Origin of the sequence: Pseudoduganella plicata, assembly GCF_004421005.1 — a bacterium.
GTDB lineage: Bacteria > Pseudomonadota > Gammaproteobacteria > Burkholderiales > Burkholderiaceae_D > Rugamonas > Rugamonas plicata.
This window is the reverse complement of the sequence record NZ_CP038026.1, coordinates 1,501,586-1,516,036: the sequence shown is the minus strand read 5'-3', so window position 1 is coordinate 1,516,036 and position 14,451 is coordinate 1,501,586. Positions and strand designations below refer to the sequence as shown.

Below are 14,451 nucleotides of genomic sequence, written 5' to 3'. Positions count from 1 at the left end.
GCGAAAGTTCCGTATGACCCATGAGCCCAATGCGAGCGCCGCGCTGCTGACGCTGTCCGGCATCGGCAAGACCTATGTCGAGCCGGTGCTGCGCAACGTGTCGCTGGCCGTGCGCGGCGGCGAAGTGCTGGCGCTGACCGGCGAGAACGGCGCCGGCAAGAGCACGCTGTCGAAGATCATCTGCGGCCTGGAGCCGGCCACGGACGGCGCCATGCTGCTGGACGGCCAGCCGTACCGGCCGGCGTCGCGAACCGAAGCGGAAACGCTTGGCATCCGGATGGTGATGCAGGAGCTGAACCTGATTCCGACCCTGTCCGTCGCGGAAAACCTGTATCTGAACCAGTTGCCGCACCGCTTCGGCTGGATCGACCGAGGCCGGCTGGAGCGCGATGCGCGTGCCCAGATGGCCAGGGTCGGCCTGACCGACATCGACCCGTGGAAGCCCGTCGGCGAACTGGGCATCGGGCACCAGCAGATGATCGAGATCGCCCGTAACCTGATCGGCGAATGCCGTCTGCTGATTCTCGACGAGCCGACCGCGATGCTGACCCATCGCGAAGTCGAGCTGCTGTTCGAACAGGTGGCGCGCCTGAAGGCGAACGGCGTGGCGATCGTCTACATCTCGCACCGTCTGGAGGAATTGAAGCGCGTCGCCGACCGCATCGCCGTGCTGCGCGATGGCGACCTGGTCTGCGATGACGCGATCGACGGCTACAGCAGCACCGACCTGGTGCGGCTGATGGTGGGCCGCGCCGCCGATGCGGAGATCGACCTGTCGGGGCGCACGCTGGGTGCGCCGCTGCTGCGCGTGCGCGGGCTGGGCCGTACCGGTGCCGTGCAGCCGACGTCGTTCGACCTGCGTGCCGGCGAGATCCTCGGCATTGCCGGGCTGATCGGGTCGGGCCGCACCGAGCTGCTGCGCCTGATCTTCGGCGCCGACCGGGCCGATGCCGGCCATGTGTTCATCGGCGAGGGGCGCGACGCGGCCGCCATCGATTCTCCCAAGGCCGCCGTCAAGGCCGGCATCGCCATGGTGACGGAAGACCGCAAGGGGCAGGGGCTGCTGCTGCGGCAGTCGATCGCCGTGAATACCTCGCTGGCCAGGCTGGGCGCCGTCAGCACCGCCGGCTGGATCGACCATGGCGCCGAACATGCGCTGGCCGGCGACTACATCCGCAAACTGGGCGTGCGCTCGCGCGACGGCCAGCAGCCCGTTGGCGAACTGTCCGGCGGCAACCAGCAGAAAGTGGTCATCGCCCGCTGGCTGCACCGCGATTGCCCCGTGATGCTGTTCGACGAGCCCACCCGCGGCATCGACATCGGCGCCAAGTTCGATATCTACACCGTGCTGGCCGACCTGGCGCGCCAGGGCAAGGGACTGATCATCGTCTCGAGCGACCTGCGCGAACTGATGCTGATCTGCGACCGCATCGCCGTGATGAGCGCCGGCCGCATCGCCAACACCTTCGAGCGCGGCGCCTGGAGCCAGGACGCGTTGCTGGAAGCCGCCTTCAGCGGCTACCTGACGCAGGACATCGCCTCTTCCGATCACTCCACAGCCGCGGCCTGATACGCCGAGGGGAAATATTTATGCCTACTACCTATCTGAAACGCGGCATGGCCGACCTGAAGAATTATGCCGGTCTGATCGGCGCGCTGGTGCTGATGTGCTGCCTGTTCTCGTACCTGAGCGAAAACTTCTTCACGCTCTCCACGCTCAGCACGCTGGCCAACGACATCCCGACGCTGGTCGTGATGGCGGTCGGCATGACGTTCATCCTGATCGTCGGCGGCATCGACCTGTCGGTCGGCTCCGTGATGGCGCTGGCGGCGTCGTTCCTGTCGATGGCGACGGTGCGCTGGGGCTGGCCCGTCTACCTGGGCAGCCTGCTGGGCCTGCTGGTGGGCGCGCTGTGCGGGATGATCACCGGCATGATCTCGGTCGGCTGGCGCATTCCGTCGTTTATCGTCTCGCTGGGCGTGCTGGAAATGGCGCGCGGTGCCGCCTACCAGGTCACCGATTCACGCACCGAATACATCGGCAGCGCCGTCGATGGCATCAGCGCGCCGATCTTCCTCGGCATGTCGCCGGCCTTCCTGACGGCCATTGCCGTGACGGTCATCGGCCAGCTGGTACTGACCAAGACGGTGCTGGGCCGCCAGTGGATCGGCATCGGCACCAACGAAGAGGCGGTACGCCTGTCCGGCATCAATCCACGTCCGGCCAAGGTGCTCGTGTTCGTGCTGATGGGGCTGCTGTCCGGCCTGGGCGCGCTGTTCCAGGTGTCGCGCCTGGAAGCGGCCGATCCGAATGGCGGCGTCGGCATGGAGTTGCAGGTGATCGCCGCCGTCGTCATCGGCGGCACCAGCCTGATGGGCGGGCGCGGCTCCGTCTACGCCACATTTATCGGCGTGCTGATCATTTCCGTGCTGGAGGCCGGGCTGGCGCAGATCGGCGTCAGCGAGCCGATGAAGCGCATCGTCACGGGCCTTGTGATCGTGGCCGCCGTGGTGCTCGACACCTACCGCCGCCGCGGCGAGCGCGCCTGACCGCGCACGGTTAACAGCATGGCAACAATCAAGGAAGTGGCGCAGGCGGCCGGGGTGTCCTACACCACGGTCTCGCACGTGCTCAACGATACGCGCCCCGTCAGCCCGGCCGCGCGCGAGCGCGTGCTGGCCGCGGCAGCCGCGCTGCATTACGTGCCCAGTGCGCTGGCGCGCTCGCTGCGCAGCCAGACCACGGGCACGATCGGCATGATCATCCCCAACAACACCAACCCGTATTTTTCCGAAGTCGCGCGCGGCATCGAGGACACGTGCTACGCGGCGGGCTACAGCGTCATCCTGTGCAATTCCGACGACGATCCGGCCAAGCAGCGCGATTACCTGAACGTCCTGCTGACCAAGCGTTGCGACGGCCTCATCATGGCGGCACTGGCCGAGACCGACGGCGAACTGCTGCGCCGGCGGCAGGTGCCGGCCGTCTTTATCGACCGCGCGCCGGAGGGGCTGGAGTACGATGTCGTCGGCATCGACAACCTGGCCGGCGGCGAGCTGGCCGGACAGCACCTGCTGGCGCTGGGACGCCGCCGCATCGGCTGCATCGGCGGTCCGCGCGAACTGGAGGTGTCCGAGCAGCGTATCGCCGGCATGCGCCGGGCGCTGGGCGGGGCACTCGACCAGAAGCTGTTCGAAACGGGCGACTTCAGCAGCGCCGGCGGCTATGCGGCCGCGCTGCGCCTGCTGGCACGGCCGGCGTCGCAGCGTCCCGACGCGCTGTTCTGCTGCAACGACATGATGGCGATCGGCGCGCTGCGTGCCGCCGCCGAACTGGGTATCGGGGTGCCGGGCGAGCTGGCAGTGGTCGGCTTCGACGATATCGACCTGGCCCAGTTCGTCCACCCGCCTTTGACCAGCGTGTCGCAGGGCACGCGCGCGCTGGGCAATATCACGGCGGCCTGCCTGCTCGAGCGCATCGCCGCGCCGGACCGTCCGCCGCAGCGGCGCCGCATTGCTCCCGTCCTCAATGTGCGCGGCTCCAGCGTCGCTCGGCACGCACCATCCAACATTTCACCAGGAATCATCACATGATCGTCGTCATCGGCAGCATCAATATGGACCTCGTGCTGCGCGTGCCGCGCATGCCATTGCGCGGCGAAACGCTGACCGGCGGCGCGTTCCGCACCATCCCCGGCGGCAAGGGCGCCAACCAGGCAGTCGCCTGCGCCCGCCTTGGCCACACGCCGGTGGCGATGGTCGGCTGCGTCGGCGACGACGCCTTCGGCACGACCTTGCGCGCGGCCCTCGTGGCCGACGGCATCGACGTCAGCCACGTCACCGCGTTGCCCGGCGTGGCCACCGGCATCGCGTCGATCCTCGTCGACGAGGACGGCCAGAACAGCATCGTCATCGCCGGCGGCGCCAACGACGAGCTCACCCCGGCCCATATCGACGCCGCGCTGCCGCTGATGGCGCGCGCCACCATCGTCGTGGTGCAACTGGAAACGCCGCCCGACACGGTGCGCCATGCCATCGCCATGGCGCACGGCATGGGCAAAACGGTGGTGCTCAATCCCGCGCCCGCGGCCGCCCTGCCGGCAAGCGTGCTGGCCCAGGTGGACTATCTGGTACCGAACGAGATCGAGGCGGCCATGCTGCTGGGCGCCCACGCCGACGCGGACGATTATGCGGGCAGCGCCGCCGCGCTGCAGGCCAAGGGCTGCCGCAATGTACTGGTCACGCTGGGCGCGAAGGGCGTGCACGCGGCGCTGGCGGACGGCAGCCGCGACTTCCCGGCGCGAGCCGTCAAGGCGGTCGACACGACGGCTGCGGGCGACACCTTCATCGGCGGCCTTGTCGCCGCGTTGGCGGCCGGCGCGGATCCGGCCGGCGCCATCGACCTGGGCCAGCGCGCCGCCGCCATCGGCGTCACGCGCCACGGCGCCCAGACTTCCATCCCCTACCTGAACGAACTGGAACCCTCATGAAAAAAGGCCCCGTCCTCAATATCGCGCTGTCGCAGCTGATCGCATCGCTGGGCCATGGCGACATGGTCGTCATCGGCGACGCCGGCCTGCCCGTGCCGCCCGGCGTGCCCGTGATCGACCTGGCGCTGACGCACGGCGTGCCGCGCTTCATGCAGACGCTGACCACCGTGCTGGAGGAAATGCAGGTCGAGCGCCACGTGCTGGCCGACGAGCTGGCCGACCGCAACCTGCCCATCGCCGCCGCCATCGCCGCGCTGGACCTGCCCGGTCGCGGCAGCGTGCCCCACGCCGATTTCAAGCGCCTGACCGCGGGGCACGCGCCGTGGTGCGCACGGGCGAATGCACGCCATATGCGAACATCATCCTGTTTGCCGGCGTGGTGTTCTGACGCCATCCTGAGTTGCGAGGCAAGACCGGCGCCCGGCACGGGTCGCAACCTCGTGCTGTCATCACGCCGTCATGCCTGCGCCCTAGACTGCACGGTCCGTGAACAACCCACAGCGACCATGCAACAGCTTACCCTCCGCACACAGTCGACCCTCCTTGCCGCCGTTTTCGCCATGACGCTTGCCGGCTGCGGCGGCGATGGCCCCGCAGGCTCCGAAGCCGTCTCCGTTCCGACGCTGATCGGCTTCGCCAGTCTGCCGGCCGACACCTACGTGGCCGGTCCCACGACGGGGCAGTTCATCAGCGGCGCCGACTACACCAGCGCCACCGCCAACTACGGCTACCAGCTGCCGTTCGTGAACAAGCAGCCGATGCAGGGCTTCTCGGCGCTGGCCAACGGTCCGGCGGCCGGCTGCTTCTACGTCATGCAGGACAATGGATTCGGCAGCAAGGCCACGTCGCCGAGCGCGCTGCTGCACGTGTATGCGATGAAGCCGGACTGGGTGTCAGGCAAGGTCACGCCCGCCAACTTCGCCACCTGCGACACGCTGTCCGGTTTTGACGCCAACAGCTACATGCGCCTGCGCGATCCGGACCGCAAGCTGTCGTATGCCATCGTTGCCGACGGCACCAACTATCCCGGCACCACGCAGTCCGGCGCGACCCAGCCCGTCGATCCGCTGATCAAATCGGGACGCCTGCTGACGGGCGGCGACCTGGATCTGGAATCGATGGTCGTCGATGCCGACGGCAATCTCTGGTTCGGCGACGAGTTCGGCCCGTTCCTGGTCAAGACGGACCGCACCGGCAAGGTGCTGGCCAGGGAAATCCCGCTGCCGAATACCTTGAAGCTGGGCAGCAATCCGCTGGTCCAGTCGCCCAGCAATCCGAACCTGGGCACGGCCACGGCCAACCTGCCCAATTCCGGCGGTTTCGAAAGCATGACGATCAACCCGTCCCGCACGCGCATCTACACGCTGATGGAGAAGGACCTAACGACGGACACCGACCCGCAGCGCCGCATCCTGAACGTCTTCGACATCAGGACGGGCGCCTATCTGCCGACGGCCTATTCGTACCGCGTGGGCAGCGGCAGCTATGTCAACGCGGCCGGCGCCACCGTGCCCGAAATCTTCAGCGTCAATGACATGACGGCCATTAACGACCACGAATTCCTCGTGGTGGAAAAGGACCGCGGCGCGGGCGATGCCCGTGCCGGCTTCCCGGCGACAGGCGCGGACCGCGTGGCCGCGCGGGTAAAAAAGGTCTACAGGATCGACCTGAACAAGGTCGATGCGAACGGCTACCTGGTCAAGGAAGAAGTCGTCGACCTGATGAAGATCGCGGACCCGCGCAAGCTGGGCGGCGCCGCCACGATCGACGGCATCTTCACCTTCCCGATGGAGTGCGTGGAGGCGGTACGCATCGTCGACCGTTCCACCTTGATGCTGGTGAACGACAGCAACTACCCGGGTGGCGCGGGTTCCCGTTCGCCCAAGCGGCCGGACGACGGCGAGTTCATTCTCGTGCGGCTGCCCGTGCCGCTGAACGTGCAATAACGCCGCCGCGCATCCGGGCGTTCATGCCGGGACTGTCGCCTCGCCCGGCAGCGGCGCCTCCGGCGGCACAAGCCCTTCGTCACGCAGCGCCTGCCAGAACTGCGGCGGGATGGCGACAGCCATGAGGGTGGCGTTGCGGCGCAGGTGCTCGGGCTGCTGGCCCCGGGTATCGTTGCTGCCACCACGGGATGGGCCGCGCCGAACTGCAGCGCTGCCGCCGCCAGGTCGACTCCATGGCGCGCCGACACCTGGCGCAGGCGCTCGCGGTGCTGGTGCTGCCCGGGCTTCGCCGGCGCGTAGTCATAGTGATCGCCACCGGCCAGGAAGCCTGAATTGAACGGGCCGCCGATGACCACGTGCGCGCCCCGCTCGGCGCACAGCGGGAACAGCTCGGCCAGTGGGGTGGTTTCCATCAGCGTGTAGCGTCCGGCCAGCAGGAAAATGTCCGGGTCGGAGTGGCGCAGCGCCCGCAGGCACGGCTCGACGGTATTCACGCCCAGGCCCCAGGCCTTGATGATTCCTTCCTTGCGCAGCCGCACCATGCCTTCGAACGCGCCACCGGGGCCGGCCGCGATGCGGTAGTAATGCTCGAACTCGTTGCCGAACTGGTCGGGTGACAGGTCGTGTACATAGGCGATGTCGATGTGGCCGAGTGCGAGGCGCTGCAGGCTGTCCTCGACCGAACGGCGCACACCGTCGGCCGTGTAGTCGATCACACGCCGGAACGGCAGCGCATTGACGAACGGGCTGGCGATCTCGCCGGGCCACGCCGGCGCCAGCAGCCGCCCGACCTTGGTCGACAGCGTGTATTCGTCGCGCGGCCGGTTGCGCAGGGCCTGGCCGAAGCGGTGCTCGGACAGGCCGGCGCCGTAGTGAGGCGCCGTATCGAAATAGCGGATGCCCGCCTCCCACGCCGCATCGACAGTCGCCCTGGCGGCTTCGTCCCGCGTCGTGTGGTACATGTCGCCCAGCCCGGTGCCGCCCAGGCCCAGGCGCGTGATCGGTTGATAGCGCTGGTTCACCGTGAATCCTTTCTCGTACGTGGTCTGAAATGGCAGTGTGCCCGCGGTCGCCCGGCGCGGGGCGCACGGTTGACGGCCGGGATATTGCGCCGGTCCAGGGCGGTATCCATGACGAATGGCACATGTGCAGCGCCTGCCGCGTCCCTACACTGGCGCAGCCTGGCGGCCCGGATGGTCCGGCTGCGGGCGCCATGAAAGGACATCCATGAAATACTCCCATCTCGTCATTCTCGCAGCGGCACTGCACGTGTCTTCAGCCTTTGCCCAGGCTTACGGCGGCATCGCCATCGGCAGCCGCGGCACGCAGCACTGGCGCGACCCGGCGACGGGCCTCGACCTGTCGCCGGCGGAGCGCGAGTGGCCGATCGTCGGCTACGGCGGTTACCGCATCGATGACAGGTGGGCAGTGGAGGCGGGCTATGCGCGCCTGACGGACAGCGAATACGCCACCGCCGCCGGCACCACGTTTGCCGAGTCGAGCGCCGCCTATGTGGCCGCGCGCCAGCGCTGGGCCATTACCGATACGCTGGGCTGGTACGTCAAGGCGGGCGTGGCGCGCAACACGTTGCGCATCGAACAGCCGGGCGGCAGCGTCGAGAAGGCGCACAAGGTGCGGCCGATGGCCGCACTGGGCATGGACTACCGCTTCACGCCCAACGTAGCTGCCACCGCCGAAGTCGTCGGCTACGGCAGGGTGAAGACGCGCAACGCGCAGGTCACGCACACGACGGTGCAGCTCGGCCTGCGCTTCGACTTTTGATCAACTAGATCAGTTCGAGCTCGATCCCGCGCAGCACGGCGCGTACGCGGTCGCGTACGCCCAGCTTCGCGAGGATGCTCGACACGTGGTTCTTGACGGTGCCTTCGCTCGATCCCAGGTGCGCGGCGATCTCGCCGTTCGACAGGCCGCCGGCCATCAGGGCGAGGATCTCCGTCTCGCGCGGCGTCAGCGTGGCATAGCCCGCATTGTCGCAGGCGACGTTGCGGCGGAACGAGGCGCGGGTGCGTTCCGTCAGCGCAGGGCGGAACAGCGTGCCGCCTGCCGCGACGGAGCGGATGCCGTCGGCCAGCCGCTCCAGCGAAATGTCCTTCAGCAGGAAGCCCCGTGCGCCGGCGTGCATGGCGTCGAACAGCGCGTCGTCGTCGTCGAACGTGGTCAGGACGATCGTCGGCGGCAGCAGCGCCGGCGGGTTACGCAACAGCTCGATGCCGCCGCATCCCGGCATGCGCGCATCCAGCAGCAGCACGTCCACGGCGTGCGTCGCCAGCAGGCGCCCGGCCTCGTGACCGTCCGCGCCTTCGGCCACGACGCGGATATCTTCCGTCAGGTCCAGCAGGCCGCGGATGCCGCTGCGCACCAGCGTCTGGTCGTCCACCAGCGCGACCCGGATCATGCCGGGCTCCCGGGCACCGACAGCTCCACCACTGTGCCGCGTATGCCGCGTTCGAGGCGTACGTCTCCTTGCAAGTCCGTGAGCCGTTCGCGCATGCCGCGCAGGCCGTTGCCTTCGGCCGCATCGCCCATGCCGACGCCGTCGTCGGCGACGCGGGCCACCGTCATGCCGCCGCGGACGGACAGGTGCACCGTCAGGCGGCTGGCCCGCGCGTGGCGCAACGCGTTGGTGATGGCTTCCTGGATGCTGCAAAACAGGGCGTGGGCGACCGGCGCCGGCAGGCGGGCGGCGTCCGCGTCGATGTGCAGCTCCGGGTGAGGCGACGGCACGCCTGCGCACAGCACGCGCAGCGCTTCGGCCACGTCGATCGTCTGGTCATGGCGGTGGTGCGTGACGACGCCGCGCACCTGTGCCAGCAGATCGACGCTGACGTCGCGCGCCGTCTGCAGCGCCGCCGGCGCCGCAGCACCGGCCTGGCGTGCGGCCAGGTCCAGGTGCAGGTTCAGCGCCGTCAGGTGATGGCCCAGCACGTCGTGCAGGTCGCGCGCGATGCGCAGGCGTTCGGCTCCGCGCACCGTTTCCGTCAGCAGCGACTGCGTGGCCAGCAGCTGTCCATGCGCGCTGGCGAGGGCATGGCGCATGCGGTGCTCGCGCTGCACCAGGTGCCCGAACAGGAATCCCGCCGCCAGCACGAGCCGTTCTGCCGACAGATAGGCCAGCAGCGGCCACTGCGGCGGCTGCGCCATGCGCTGCGCCAGATCCAGCACGAGATACACGTCCATCGCGATACCCAGCAGATACTGCGCCGCCAGCCATGCCAGGCCACGCCGCCAGGGCAGCAGCATCGCCAGCTGCACGGCCAGCAGCAGGTGGAACGGCAGCGCGTCCAGGATCGTCACGCACAGCAGTTGCGCGGCCAGCAGCGGCGGCCGGTGCCGGGCCGGCGGCCGGCATGTGCCCGCCACGGCAGCCGTCATCGCCAGCACGACCAGCAGCTTCGCAGCGGCATAGGCCTGGAATAGCGGCAGCATGCGCGCCGCCTCCGTCGCGCCGGTCGTCAATGGCATGAAGACCGCCAGCACGGCCAGGCCAACCGGATTATGCAGCGGCGTTTCGCCTGGTCCGGCCGCCAGGATCGCGGCGACGTGCAGGAACGCGAACAGCGCGCATGTGCCGACAGCGATGGAGCACGGCGTGATCTGGAGCGGCCGGCGGGCGGGCAGGGCTGGCGTCATGGCGTACAGGGACAGTGGCGGGACGCGCATTGTATGACGGATGGCGCGCCGGGCGCGTGTGCCGGAAGTCACGGGCCGCCTGGTGCAGCCGGCAGCTTACCCGACGCCGTCAGCCCTGGCGCCGGCCCAGCCCCAGCTCCGCCGCGATCTGCTGGCGCAGCAGATACTTCTGGATCTTGCCGGTGACGGTCATCGGGAACGCCTCGACAAAGCGGATGTAGCGCGGGATCTTGTAGTGGGCGATCTGGCCGCTGCAGAACGCGCGGATGTCCGCTTCGTCGACCGTCTCGCCGGGGCGCACGACGATGCAGGCGCACAGCTCCTCGCCATAGCGCTCGTCCGGCACGCCCACGCACTGCACGTCCAGCACCTTCGGGTGGCGGTACAGGTATTCCTCCACCTCGCGCGGGTAGATGTTTTCGCCGCCGCGGATCACCATGTCTTTCGAGCGGCCGACGATGGTGGCGAAGCCGTCGTTGTCGATGACGGCCAGGTCGCCCGTGTGCATCCAGCCGGCGGCATCGATGGCTTCGCGGGTCTTTTCCTCGTCGCCCCAATAGCCCAGCATGACGGAGTAGCCGCGCGTCAGCAGCTCGCCCGTCTGGCCGCGCGGGACGATGCGGCCGGACGCATCGACGATCTTCACTTCCAGATGCGGATGGACGCGCCCGATCGTGGTCACGCGCAGCGGCACCGGGTCGTCCACGGAACTCTGGAAGCTGACCGGCGACGTCTCCGTCATGCCATACGCGATCGTGATCTCGCCCATGTGCATGCGTTCGATCACGCGGCTCATCACTTCGGCCGGGCAGGGCGAGCCCGCCATGATCCCCGTGCGCAGCGTGGACAGGTCGTATCCGGCGAAGTCGGGATGGTCGAGCAGCGCAATGAACATCGTCGGCACGCCGTGCAGGCCCGTGCAGCGCTCGGCCTGCACCGTCTCCAGCACGGCTTTCGGGTCGAACCCTTCGCCCGGGAAGACCATCGTCGCGCCGTGCGTCACGCACGCCAGGTTCCCCAGCACCATGCCGAAGCAGTGATACAGCGGCACGGGAATGCACAGCCGGTCGGCGCTGGTGAGGCGCATCGCCTCGCCGACGAAAAACCCGTTGTTGAGGATATTGTGGTGCGTCAGCGTGGCGCCTTTCGGCGCCCCGGTCGTGCCGGACGTGAACTGGATATTGACGGCGTCGTCGAACTGCAGCTCGTCTTCCAGTGCGCGCAGGCGCTCCAGCTGCGCCGTGTCGGGCGGCGCAAGCAGGCTGTCGAAGTTGCGCATGCCGGCCGTGCGCCCGCCGCCCAGCCGGATCACGTGCCGCAGCGCCGGCAGGCGCGCCGAGCGTACGAGGTCGTCGCGGCTTGTGGCCAGTTCCGGGACCACGTCGCGCACGATGGCCAGGTAGTCGCTCGACTTGAAGCTGGGTGCCAGGATCAGTGCGCTGCACCCGACTTTTTCAAGCACGTATTCCAGCTCGGAGCGGCGATAGGCCGGGTTGATGTTGACGAGGACCAGGCCGGCGCGCGCCGTGGCGAACTGCGTCAGCACCCATTCCGCGCAGTTCTGCGACCAGATGCCGATGCGCTCGCCCGGCTGCAGGCCGAGGCCCAGCAGGCCCGCGGCCAGCGCGGTGACGCGGGCGTCGAATTCACGATAGGTCAGGCGCACACCCTGGTGGGGCACGACGAGGGCTTCGTTGTCGCCGTGGGCTGCGGCAATGGCCGCCAGGTGCTTGCCGATGGTCTGGCCGATCAATGGCACGTCGTGCGCGCCGTGAACGTAACTGAGTTGGGACTGCATGGTGTCTCCTGCTTATTTATATGAATGTTCTGCGGCTCAAGGGTAGCATCGCTGCGGGCCGCGGCCAAGCGGCCACCCCGACTGACTTGCAGAATGGAATTTACGCATTCTGGACAGTAACCTGGTGGCAAGAATCGCAATCGCCATCGTTGGATTTCGCAATTGAATCGCTGCATTGGTGTAAGCAAAATGCAACACAGCTCGCTCGACACCGAAATATAAACTTACATAACTTTACAATGGTGCAACTCGGAGTGAGGGGAGACAACTATGCTGAGAACGCACCGCATTGCGCTGCTTTTCAACGCCAATAAAATATTCGATCGTGAGGTCATCACGGGAATCGCCGGCTACCTCGCCAGCACGCGTACGGCCTGGGACCTGTTCCTCGAAGAGGATTTCCGCGCCCGCCTGTCCGGCATCGACCAGTGGCAGGGCGACGGCATCATCGCCGACTTCGACAATCCGGCGGTCGCCGGCGCGCTGGCATCGTGCCGCGTGCCTGTGGTCGCCGTCGGCGGCTCGTACGAAAGCCCGGCCGACTATCCGGCCGCGGTGCCTTACGTGGCGACGGATAACTTCAAGCTGATCAAACTGGCTTATGAACATCTGATCGAGGCGGGGCTGCGTAACCTGGCCCTGTTCAGCCTTCCCGAAGCGCAGGAAAATCGCTGGGCGCAGGAGCGCGAGAAGGCGTTCTGCAGCCTGATGCGCCGCGACAAGCTGGAGCCGGAAATCTACCGCGGCCAGTGCACCAGCGCGCCGCTGTGGAACGAGGCGGTGGAGCAGCAGATCGCCTGGCTGCACAGCCTGCCGAAGCCGGTCGGCATCATCGCCGTGACGGATGCGCGCGCGCGCCAGCTGCTGCAGGCCTGCGCGCTGGCCGGCATCGAGGTGCCGGAACAGGTGGCGCTGATCGGCATCGACAACGATCCGCTGGCACGCATGCTGACGCGCATCCCGATGAGTTCCGTGATCCAGGGCGCCGAGGAGATGGGCCGCACGGCGGCCCACTTGCTGGACCAGATGCTGCACGGCGTGCGGCTGGCCGACACGCGCATTCTCGTGCCGCCGGCCGGCATCAACGTGCTGGCGTCGAGCAAGCACGAACGCGCCAAGCATCCGCATGTCATGCGGGCGCGCCATTTCATCCGCCAGTACGCGTGCCAGGGCATCAAGACGGACCAGGTGGCCGATTACGTCGGCATCTCGCGTTCCACGCTGGAGTGCTACTTCCGCCAGGAGCTGGGCTGCAGCGTGCATGACGAGATCCTGCGCCTGCGTCTGGACGCGGCCATCGCCTATCTGGACCGGGGCGACTGCAACCTGACGGACGTCGCCATCAAGTGCGGCTTCACGTCCAGCCAGTACATGCATTCCGTCTTCAAGCGCGAACTTGGCTGTACGCCGCGCGCCTACCAGGAACGCGCGCGCAGCAGTGCGCCCGCTCTGGGGATGCCCACGCTGGGCATCCCCGATCTACACGCCTGAAAGCCCAGGTCATGAACTTCAAATCAGCACCGACTCTTCCCGTGGCATGCGTTGATGCCCAGCTGTTCACGCTGCGCAACGCCTATGGCATGCGGGTCACCGTCAGCGAACGGGGTGCCGCGCTCGTGTCGTGGTGGGCCCCGGACCGTTACGGCCGCATGGCCGACGTCCTGCTCGGCTACCCGAGCGATGCGCAGTACCGCGGCAATCCCTCATATTTCGGCGCCATCATCGGGCGCTGGGCCAACCGCATCGCCGCCGGCCGCTTCATGCTCGACGGGCGCCCGGTGCAGGCGGACGTCAACGACCGCGGCAACCACCTGCACGGCGGTGCCGATGGCTTCCACTGCGCCCACTGGCGCGGCGTGATGGCACACGGCGGCCTGACCTTGCGCCATGTGTCGCCGGACGGCGAGGGCGGCTTCCCCGGCAACGTCGAAGTACAGGTGTTCTACCAGCTCGACGACGACGGCTGCCTGTCGATCGAATACCAGGCCACGTCGGACGCGCCTACCCCGATCAACCTGACGTCGCACCCGTACTTCAACCTGAACGGCGGCGCGGGCGACGTGGGCGACCATATGCTGCAGATCGATGCCGATTACTACCTGCAGATCGACCCGGCCGGCATTCCCGTCGGGCGCGCCGGCGTGGGCGGCACGCCGTTCGACTTCCGCCAGCCGGCCGCCATCGGTCCGCGCCTGCGCTGGCCCGACGCGCAGATCCGTCTGGCCGGCGGCTTCGATCACTGCTACTGCCTGTCCGACGACGCGATGGGCAACGCCAGCGCCCTGCGTACCGTCGCGCGGGTGTACGACCCGGGGTCGGGCCGCCAGTTGCAGGTGGCGACCACGGAAGCGGGGCTGCAGTTCTACAGCGGGAACTGCCTGGAGGGCGTGCAGGGCCGCAGCCGCCAGCCGTATTCCCGGCACGACGGATTCTGTCTGGAGGCGGGCGCCTTTCCCGACCAGCTCAATGGCCAGCACGCGGCGGCCGTGATCCTGCGTCCCGGCCAGGTGTACCGGCAAACCACGGTGTACCGGCTGTCATTGCAGTGCTGATTACAACTCACAAG

General features: G+C 68.0%; 12 protein-coding genes and 1 pseudogene. 9 read left to right on the top strand and 4 right to left on the bottom strand.

Annotated elements, in window-relative coordinates; translation table 11 throughout:
- Positions 1 to 13: 13 nt before the first annotated feature.
- The 6 genes and pseudogenes from E1742_RS06510 to E1742_RS06485 all read left to right on the top strand — a co-directional run bounded on the left by E1742_RS06510 (position 14) and on the right by E1742_RS06485 (position 6,436).
- A complete protein-coding gene (locus E1742_RS06510) occupies positions 14 to 1,570 on the top strand; it encodes a sugar ABC transporter ATP-binding protein (protein WP_134384085.1) in 1,557 nt (518 codons plus the stop codon).
- A 20-nt stretch (positions 1,571 to 1,590) separates the two neighbouring features.
- The gene (locus E1742_RS06505) at positions 1,591 to 2,550 is read left to right on the top strand and encodes an ABC transporter permease (RefSeq protein ID WP_134384084.1); all 960 of its coding nucleotides are present in this window, start codon (positions 1,591 to 1,593) and stop codon (positions 2,548 to 2,550) included.
- 18 nt (positions 2,551 to 2,568) lie between these two features.
- On the top strand, positions 2,569 to 3,594 hold the full coding sequence (locus tag E1742_RS06500) for a LacI family DNA-binding transcriptional regulator (protein ID WP_134384083.1): 1,026 nt from the start codon (positions 2,569 to 2,571) through the stop codon (positions 3,592 to 3,594).
- The gene (rbsK, locus tag E1742_RS06495) at positions 3,591 to 4,490 is read left to right on the top strand and encodes a ribokinase (protein ID WP_134384082.1); all 900 of its coding nucleotides are present in this window, start codon (positions 3,591 to 3,593) and stop codon (positions 4,488 to 4,490) included. Before E1742_RS06500 ends, rbsK begins: the two co-directional genes overlap by 4 nt.
- Positions 4,487 to 4,878: pseudogene (rbsD, locus tag E1742_RS06490) on the top strand (D-ribose pyranase). Before rbsK ends, rbsD begins: the two are co-directional and overlap by 4 nt.
- Positions 4,841 to 6,436 (top strand): esterase-like activity of phytase family protein, encoded by a 1,596-nt coding sequence (locus E1742_RS06485; RefSeq protein WP_134384081.1) that lies wholly within the window; start codon positions 4,841 to 4,843, stop codon positions 6,434 to 6,436. The pseudogene rbsD and the gene E1742_RS06485 overlap by 38 nt, the downstream one beginning before the upstream one ends.
- On the opposite strand, the gene E1742_RS06480 is transcribed toward E1742_RS06485, so the two are convergent.
- Positions 6,343 to 7,458: an aldo/keto reductase gene (locus E1742_RS06480; RefSeq protein WP_229466582.1), complete on the bottom strand. Its 1,116-nt coding sequence runs from the start codon at positions 7,456 to 7,458 to the stop codon at positions 6,343 to 6,345. The two genes, E1742_RS06485 and E1742_RS06480, sit on opposite strands and share 94 nt — an antisense overlap.
- Before the next feature lie 205 nt (positions 7,459 to 7,663).
- Between E1742_RS06480 and E1742_RS06475 the strand changes: the two genes are divergently transcribed.
- Positions 7,664 to 8,218 carry an outer membrane beta-barrel protein gene (locus E1742_RS06475; protein WP_166793438.1) on the top strand — a complete coding sequence of 185 codons (555 nt, stop codon included), beginning with the start codon at positions 7,664 to 7,666 and terminating at the stop codon, positions 8,216 to 8,218.
- 4 nt (positions 8,219 to 8,222) lie between these two features.
- On the opposite strand, the gene E1742_RS06470 is transcribed toward E1742_RS06475, so the two are convergent.
- Genes E1742_RS06470 through E1742_RS06460 form a run of 3 tightly spaced genes read right to left on the bottom strand, consistent with a single transcriptional unit; the run spans position 8,223 to position 11,885 of the window.
- Positions 8,223 to 8,852 (bottom strand): response regulator, encoded by a 630-nt coding sequence (locus tag E1742_RS06470; protein ID WP_134384079.1) that lies wholly within the window; start codon positions 8,850 to 8,852, stop codon positions 8,223 to 8,225.
- Positions 8,849 to 10,159, bottom strand: a complete 1,311-nt coding sequence (locus E1742_RS06465; RefSeq protein WP_134384078.1) for a sensor histidine kinase — start codon at positions 10,157 to 10,159, stop codon at positions 8,849 to 8,851. Before E1742_RS06465 ends, E1742_RS06470 begins: the two co-directional genes overlap by 4 nt.
- Positions 10,160 to 10,196: 37 nt before the next feature.
- A complete protein-coding gene (locus E1742_RS06460; RefSeq protein WP_134384077.1) occupies positions 10,197 to 11,885 on the bottom strand; it encodes an AMP-binding protein in 1,689 nt (562 codons plus the stop codon).
- 270 nt (positions 11,886 to 12,155) lie between these two features.
- Between E1742_RS06460 and E1742_RS06455 the strand changes: the two genes are divergently transcribed.
- Together E1742_RS06455 and E1742_RS06450 are read left to right on the top strand one after the other, a co-directional pair.
- A complete protein-coding gene (locus E1742_RS06455) occupies positions 12,156 to 13,376 on the top strand; it encodes a XylR family transcriptional regulator (RefSeq protein ID WP_134384076.1) in 1,221 nt (406 codons plus the stop codon).
- 11 nt (positions 13,377 to 13,387) lie between these two features.
- Positions 13,388 to 14,437 (top strand): aldose epimerase family protein, encoded by a 1,050-nt coding sequence (locus E1742_RS06450; protein WP_134384075.1) that lies wholly within the window; start codon positions 13,388 to 13,390, stop codon positions 14,435 to 14,437.
- Positions 14,438 to 14,451 lie beyond the last annotated feature (14 nt).

What these genes read in the sequence shown, in the direction of transcription:
- E1742_RS06485 (WP_134384081.1), top strand. Translation starts at nt 4,841, where the DNA reads ATGCGAACATCATCCTGTTTGCCGGCGTGGTGTTCTGACGCCATCCTG.
- E1742_RS06510 (WP_134384085.1), top strand. Translation starts at nt 14, where the DNA reads ATGACCCATGAGCCCAATGCGAGCGCCGCGCTGCTGACGCTGTCCGGC.
- E1742_RS06505 (WP_134384084.1), top strand. Translation starts at nt 1,591, where the DNA reads ATGCCTACTACCTATCTGAAACGCGGCATGGCCGACCTGAAGAATTAT.
- E1742_RS06470 (WP_134384079.1), bottom strand. Translation starts at nt 8,852, where the DNA reads ATGATCCGGGTCGCGCTGGTGGACGACCAGACGCTGGTGCGCAGCGGC.
- E1742_RS06450 (WP_134384075.1), top strand. Translation starts at nt 13,388, where the DNA reads ATGAACTTCAAATCAGCACCGACTCTTCCCGTGGCATGCGTTGATGCC.
- rbsK (WP_134384082.1), top strand. Translation starts at nt 3,591, where the DNA reads ATGATCGTCGTCATCGGCAGCATCAATATGGACCTCGTGCTGCGCGTG.
- E1742_RS06460 (WP_134384077.1), bottom strand. Translation starts at nt 11,885, where the DNA reads ATGCAGTCCCAACTCAGTTACGTTCACGGCGCGCACGACGTGCCATTG.
- E1742_RS06455 (WP_134384076.1), top strand. Translation starts at nt 12,156, where the DNA reads ATGCTGAGAACGCACCGCATTGCGCTGCTTTTCAACGCCAATAAAATA.
- E1742_RS06475 (WP_166793438.1), top strand. Translation starts at nt 7,664, where the DNA reads ATGAAATACTCCCATCTCGTCATTCTCGCAGCGGCACTGCACGTGTCT.
- E1742_RS06500 (WP_134384083.1), top strand. Translation starts at nt 2,569, where the DNA reads ATGGCAACAATCAAGGAAGTGGCGCAGGCGGCCGGGGTGTCCTACACC.